At 74.1% G+C, this 6,525-nt stretch carries 4 protein-coding genes and 1 tRNA gene; 2 read left to right on the top strand and 3 right to left on the bottom strand.

The window, feature by feature from the left end; all coding sequences use genetic code 11:
* Positions 1-215: 215 nt before the first annotated feature.
* Positions 216-289 (top strand) — tRNA-Ala (locus MHW47_RS09035).
* Positions 290-536: 247 nt separating this feature from the next.
* Here the strand turns inward: MHW47_RS09035 and MHW47_RS09030 are convergent.
* Both MHW47_RS09030 and MHW47_RS09025 read right to left on the bottom strand, forming a co-directional pair.
* Positions 537-1,142: a DUF6461 domain-containing protein gene (locus MHW47_RS09030; protein ID WP_239222124.1), complete on the bottom strand. Its 606-nt coding sequence runs from the start codon at positions 1,140-1,142 to the stop codon at positions 537-539.
* Positions 1,139-2,284 carry a PP2C family protein-serine/threonine phosphatase gene (locus tag MHW47_RS09025; protein WP_239222123.1) on the bottom strand — a complete coding sequence of 382 codons (1,146 nt, stop codon included), beginning with the start codon at positions 2,282-2,284 and terminating at the stop codon, positions 1,139-1,141. Before MHW47_RS09025 ends, MHW47_RS09030 begins: the two co-directional genes overlap by 4 nt.
* Before the next feature lie 194 nt (positions 2,285-2,478).
* On the opposite strand from MHW47_RS09025, the gene MHW47_RS09020 reads away from it, so the two are divergent.
* On the top strand, positions 2,479-4,320 hold the full coding sequence (locus MHW47_RS09020) for a hypothetical protein (protein ID WP_239222122.1): 1,842 nt from the start codon (positions 2,479-2,481) through the stop codon (positions 4,318-4,320).
* A 58-nt stretch (positions 4,321-4,378) separates the two neighbouring features.
* On the opposite strand, the gene MHW47_RS09015 is transcribed toward MHW47_RS09020, so the two are convergent.
* Entirely contained in the window at positions 4,379-6,472 is a 2,094-nt protein-coding gene (locus MHW47_RS09015; protein ID WP_239222121.1) for a WD40 repeat domain-containing protein, read from the bottom strand.
* Positions 6,473-6,525 lie beyond the last annotated feature (53 nt).

The following is a 6,525-nucleotide window of genomic DNA, read 5'->3' as shown; positions in this document are numbered from 1 at the left end:
CGAGAACCCGGCGCCGCGCCGCCGCTCCCCGCAGCCCCGGCGCTCCCGCGACCGGGGCCGCACCCCGCTCTTCGACCAGTACGAGGACGGCGACCGCCCCCGCGCGGCCAACGAGTGACCCCGCGCCGGACGGCCGCGGCACCCGCCACGGCTGACCAGCGCGGAACGGATTTCCGAGCACCCCGTGGAGGGTGCTAGAGTTTCACACGTCGCAAGGGCCTGTGGCGCAGTCTGGTAGCGCACCTCGTTCGCATCGAGGGGGTCTGGGGTTCAAATCCCCACAGGTCCACAACCGACAGTTCTCGAGTAGCTCTCGAGAATCGTCACGAGATCCCGTTCAGCCGAGAGGCTGGGCGGGATCTCGGCGTTTCCGGGTGCGTTCGAGGTTCGACATGCCGGCACGGCAGCCGTGGCCTGTGAACGGCACCGCGCCCGGGAGCCGTTGTTCGCTTCTCTCCAGCACCGTTGCCCGCGCGATCGGGGCGGCCTCTGACAACGGGGCTTCGGCCAACTCCTGCCGGGCTCAGGGGCAGTGGTCAGCGGGTTCGTGTGGTGGCGCAGGTGAAGGTTGTGTTCTGGAGCAGGGCCGGGGTGAGGGCGATGCCGGTCAGGTGCTCGGCCAGGGCGAACGCTGCGGGGGAGGACAGGTCCGTTTCCGGATCGTCGTCGTCGAAGTGGAAGCCGATTCGGCGCATGACGTCGAGGAGTTCGTCGGGGGTTGTGCCCCAGCGGTCCTCCGGGAACATGGGGTCGAAGCACAGGCGCAGGGTCTGGTCCTCGGCCCAGAGGAACGTGCCGACGGCGTTGATGTTGGTGAAGTGGGAGATCCAGCTCGTTCCGGCGGAGGCGGGCAGCGCTTGTTCTTCGGTGACCCCGAGGTAGCCGTTGGGCTCGATCATCAGGGTCCAGGCGCCCACCGTCGTCATGGCGACCAGTTGCCGGTCCCCTCCCGCCAGGTCGTGCTGGGCGAAGGCGGCGTCGACGACTGCGGCTATGCCCTTGAGGGGTTTCTCCGGTCGTCCGTCGAGACGGGACACCAGCTCGGCAGGCGACAGGTCCCGGACCAAGGTGAAGCAGTACGCCTCGGCGATGTCTGGGAAGTCGTCCTCGAACCACGCGTAGTCCGCCCCGGTCTTCGTCATGCAGCCCATTCTCGCGGGCGAGGATCTTCGTCCGTCTGCCAGGTCAGGGCGAGGAGGGCGGCGTCGTCGTGGGTGCCGGCGCGGCCGTAGTCCTGGGCGTCGTCCAGCAGCCAGGCGAGCAGGTGGTGCGGGTCCACCGGGTCGGGGTGGGCGGCCTGGTAGGCGGTCAGGCGGTCGGTGAGGGGGTAGAAGGCGCCGGAGCGGTCGCGGGTCTCGGCGATCCCGTCGGTGTACAGCAGCAGGGTGTCGCCGGGGCGCAGCCGGGTGCCGGGCGGGGCCGGGCCGTCCGTCGCGGAGGCGGAGGCGGAGGGCAGGGCGCGCAGGCCGAGGGGGAGACCGGGGGCGGCCGGAAGCTCCCGGACCGTGCCCTCGCGCAGCACGAGCGGGGGCGGGTGGCCGCAGGAGTACGCGTGGGTGAGGCCGTCCGGGGCGATCTCGATCAGCAGGGCGGTGACGAAGGCCTCGTCGTCCGGCAGGAAGCGGCTGAGGCCGGTGTCGAGCCGGGCGGCCAGGGGCCCGAGCGAGGGTTCGGTGTAGGCCGCCTCGTGGAACGAGCCGAGGACCGTCGTGGCGGTGGACACGGCGCCGAGCCCCTTGCCGCGTACGTCCCCGATGAGCGCGCGTACGCCGTGGGCGGTGTCGGCCACGGCGTACAGGTCGCCGCCGATGCGGGCGTACTGGGCGGCCGCCCGGTAGCTCGCGGCCGTACGGAAGCGGCCCACGGTGTCCGGCGGTGGTCGCAGTACCGCCCGCTGCGCAGCCTCGGCGACGGAGGTGACCTTCTGGAGCCGGGCGGACTCCCGTTCCCCGCGCCGGACCACGAAGCAGCTGAGCACCGCGATGACGCCGATCACCACGGTGGTGCCGACGGCGGAGCCGATGCGCTCCGGTTCGGCCGGCAGGAGTGCCCAGCGGACGCCGGCCGCCACCACCGCGGAGCCGAGGATCATGGGCGGGCCGAAGGCGAACGCGATGACGGCCGGGACTGCGACGAGGACGGAGGCGATGTGCGAGGAGGGCGACGTGCTCACCTGGAGGGCGGACACCACGAGGCACAGCACCAGGGCCGTGAGGAGGACCGCGATTCGGGACGCCCTGCTGGTCACGGGCCGGGAGTCGTCCTGCCCGTCTCCGGCCGCCATGCGTGCTCCCCTCGCGACGTGTGCGGGCGCCTCCTCCGCCATTGTTGAACAGCCCCGCCCGTCCCGCGCGCCCACGACCTCCGGGCGGCTTCCCGCCGCCCCGCCCCCGCGTCCGGCGGCAGAGGGTGTCCGCTTCCCGTGAGCGTGGGACGATCGTGGAGGCATACGCGCTTCGGCGGACGATCGGGGGAAACGTGTTCGCTCCGGGTGAGTTGGACGGTCAGGAGAACGAACGCACGACGAATGAGATCACCGGTGCGGCGGGCGACCTGTGGTCCGAAGCGGTCCGGGTGGCCCTGACGGTCGCCGAGGTCGTCGCGGTGGAGGTCTCGCGGTACCGGCAGCAGAAGTGGGAGCGTGAACGGCGGGAGGAGGCCCGCGCGGTCTGGGAGGACCGGCAGCGGGCGGAGCCCGTCCTGCGCGCGGCCTGGGACGAGGAGTTCTGGCAGGAGCCGGAGCCCCATGACATCGGCCGGGCCTGGCAGGCCGCCACCGAGTGGGCGCCTTCCGACCCCGCTGCGGCCGCGACCCTCCAGCATCTGCGCCGACAACTCGAAGAGCGTTACGGGCTGAGCCCGGCCGACATCCAGGTGAATGTGCCCGATCTCGCCAAGGCGCTCGCGCTCGGCTCGCCCGGACTGCGCGAAGAGGCCGCCACGGCCCGTGAGGAAGCAGCGCGATGGGGTGAGACCACCACGCTCTACGTCATCCGGGATCCGGACGACCCCGAGCAGATCCTGCACCGGGGGGAGCTGCGTACGGCGCCCGGCGAGGACATCGAGGCCGCCGCGGCGCGGGAACTTCGGCAGTGGTGTGCCGACCAGGGGCACAGGCTCTCCGGGACGGTGATCGAGACCGCCGCGAACGACGGGAGCCCTGCGGGCGGCGAGGCGACGGCACGGGTCACCGGGGAGCGGGCGGAGGCGGTGATCGACGCGGAGACGCGGCGGCAGCGGCGTCTCGTGTCCGGAGCGGAGACCGGCAGCCCGGACGAGGTCCACCACGCGATCATCGCCGAGATGATCCGCACGGAGGAGGCGGGGCGGCTGCTTGAAGAGGGCAGCAGCGAGCGCGCGGGGCTCCGCGAGAAGTGGAAAGGGCTCAACGTACAGGCTCAGGCCGTCACGGCCGAGATGCGGGGCGAGGACCCCAGCCACGTGTACCAGGGCGCGGAGCTCCGTGCCAGGCTGAGCACCGAGTCGTGGTGGGACACGGCCCCCGCATCCGAGGTGGCGGGCGTGTGGGGTCAGATCGACGGCTGGCCGCCGAGCCCGGCCAAGGAGAAGGCGTTCGGGGTCCTGAAGGACCAGCTGTTCGCCCGGCACGGTCTCGACCTGGAGAGCGGGACGTCGGCGGAGACGGTGGCGGAGCTGCTCGGCGGTCCCGAATCCGCCACCCCCGCCGCGACGTACTCCGAACGGGCGGCCACCGCGCGCCAGGAGGCCCGGCGCCACTACGGGCGGGCCTTCGACGCCGCGACCGACGCGGCCCGGCTCAAACGGGAGGCCGACGAACTGGCCGGGCGGCCGGACGCCGATCTGTCCGGAGCCGAGGCCCGGCGCAATGAGGCCCTGGTCCTGGACGGCCGGGCCGCCCTGCACCAGTCGCTCGGTGCCGCCGCCGACCGGGGCGCCGAGCGGTGGTCGGAGCGGGCGGACGGGCAGGCCGGGGAACTGGGCGTCAGGCCTGTGCCCGAGGGCTTGCGGGAAGCCTACGCGCGACGCTGGGGAACCGCTCCGGCAGCGCTCTCCGACGAGCGACTCGACGCGCTCGCGGCAGGCGCGTCGCGCGCGGAAGAGGCCGAGAGCTCCTCGTCCCCGCCCCGGGCGGCGAGCCGGGCCGGACGGGCGACACCGAGCGCGGCACCCGCCACCGTGAACTCCGAGGCCGCCGAAGCCGTGTCGGTGGCCGGCCGGACGTCCCTCCTCCCGCCGGCCGCGGCACGGAGGCGCACTCTGGTGCGGGCGGGACAAATCCCCTACGCGCCGCCCGTCCCTGACCGGGGCCGGGGCGCCGCCGGAGCCGGCATCGACTGACGGGTACAGGGCGGTGACGGCGGACCCGGCGCAGGCCTCCGGTCCGCCGCCCCGCCGGTCATGCGGTATCGCGGCCCGCGACTTCCGGCGCGAACGCGACGGTGGTGACGCCGTCGCCGCCCGCGATACGCAGAGTCGACGGCGGTGCGAAGGAAAGGGCGAGCGGGGTCAGCGCCACGTCGATCACGCCCATCTCCGCGCCGTCCGGAAGACGCCGGGCCAGGATCTCCCCGTCCCGCGTGCCGGCCAGCAGGACGGTGGTGCCGTCGAGTGCGCAGACGGTGAGCGTGAGCACATCGTCGCCGCCGGTGTCGGAAGCCGCCAGTTCGGCCCCCGATCCGAGGTCCCAGACCCGGATGGGGCCGCCCCGCTCCGCGGCGGCCAGGACGTGGACGCCTTCGACCGTGCCGAGGGCGAGGGCGGTCACCGGGCCTTCGGTACGGAAGTCGCGCAGGCGCCGGCCGGAGAGCGCGTCCCACACCAGAACGGCCCCGTCCTCGTCGGCGGAGGCCAGCGCGGGCCCCGCGTCGCTCTGCCCCGCCGCCAGCACCGTCACACCCGACTCATGGCCGCGCAGACGCAGGAGCGGTCGTCCGGTGCCGGCCTCCCAGGTGCGCACGGTCCTGTCGGCTCCGGCGGAGGCCACGAGGCCCCCGGCCACCGGGAGGAAGGCGAGCGCGGCGACGGCGCCGGTGTGCGGGGTGGGCACGAGCTGGAGTGCCCAGTCCGGACCGGAGTGCACGCGCACCGTGCCCTGCGCCGTTCCGCAGACGAGTGTGTGGGCCCCCGGGCCGAAGCCGAGCGAGGTGACGGGACCGCCGTCCGGGGCGAGTACCTGGCGCACGGAACCGGTGGCTACGTCCCAGAGGCCGAGGGAGCCGTCGAGGCTGCCGACCGCCGCCACCGCGCCTTCCTCGGATTCGGCCAGCGCGAGTGCCTGGACGGGGCCGCGCCCCGTCGTCAGCGCCCGCAGCTCCGTGCCCTCCGGGTTCCAAAGGCGTACGGTGCCGGTCGCGCCGCCGGACGCGATCACCGGGCCGCCGGGACTCGGGGCCGCCGCCAGAGCGGCCGGCCAGGCATCCTGTGCGGACCACGAGTTCATGGCTTCGCCGGTGGCCGCGTCCCAGGTCCTGACGGTGCCGTCGTAGGCGCACGAGGCGAGTACCGCCCGGCCCCCGAGGTCGAGGAAGGCGAGCCCGGTGACCGCAGCGGTGTGGCCGCTCAGCGCCCGGGTCGGAGCCTCGGCGGCCAGGTCCCAGACCCGGACCACGCCGTCGGAGCCGCCCGCCGCAACCAGGCCACGTCCTTCCGAGCCGGTGACCGCCACCGCGTTGATCCAGTCGGCCCCGGTGGTGAACGTGCGCAGCGTCTCACCGGTGGCGGTGTTGCGAATGCGCACCGTCCCGTCGTCGCCGCCGGAGACGAGCAGGCCGAGTTCGCCCATCCGGGCGCCGGCCAGCGCGTTGACCGAGCCCTCGTGGCCGGTCAGGGCACCGGCCTCGTGGCCGTCCGGGCTGCCCCAGGCCCAGACGTTGCCATCGGCACCGCCCGAGTAGACCAGCGAGCCGTCGGGGTCGGCCGGGAAGGCGACGGCCCGTACGGCGCCGCCGTGGCCGCCGCGCGCGTGGAGCAGCCCCTCGCTGCCCGTGAGGTCCCAGGTCCAGAGGGTGCTGTCGTCACCGCCGGTGACGAGTACGTCGCGTGTGCCGTCCGACCCGAGTGCCAGGGCCCGGATCGGCTGCCCCGCCTCGGCGGTACCGGCGAGGTGCCTCAGAGGGTCGGCCGCGTACACGTCGAAGCCGCCGCCGGCGCGCGCCCGGGCGAATGCTGCCCTGCCTCCGACCGTCCCGAAGATCGCCGCGGCCTCCTGGCCGGGGGCGTCATCGGCCGGCTCCGCGACGATGCGGTGGGCCAGCGGGGGGAGGGAATTGACGTCGGGGCCGGGGGCAAAGCCGCTCAGCTGCGTGATCAGCGAGTCCAGGAGTGCCCCGGCCCGCAGGGAAGGGGCGTCCTGGCCCCACATCATCGTCCGCGGCTGCGGAGCTGAGCCGAAGACCTGGAGGAGCCGGCCGGCGGACGAGTCCTCGACGGGCTCGTGGGCGGGGTCGGCGGAACGCATGCTCTCGACGGCCTTCGAGAGGCGGGTCCACACGACGGCTTCCGTCCGCGCGGTCCACGAACGCTGTACGGGGCCCTGTGCGTAGT

Source organism: Streptomyces sp. OfavH-34-F (assembly GCF_022347745.1).
Lineage (GTDB): Bacteria > Actinomycetota > Actinomycetes > Streptomycetales > Streptomycetaceae > Streptomyces.
Note: the sequence above shows the minus strand (reverse complement) of the source record. Positions and strands in the feature narration are given on the sequence as shown.

What these genes read in the sequence shown, in the direction of transcription:
- MHW47_RS09030 (WP_239222124.1), bottom strand. Translation starts at nt 1,142, where the DNA reads ATGACGAAGACCGGGGCGGACTACGCGTGGTTCGAGGACGACTTCCCA.
- MHW47_RS09025 (WP_239222123.1), bottom strand. Translation starts at nt 2,284, where the DNA reads ATGGCGGCCGGAGACGGGCAGGACGACTCCCGGCCCGTGACCAGCAGG.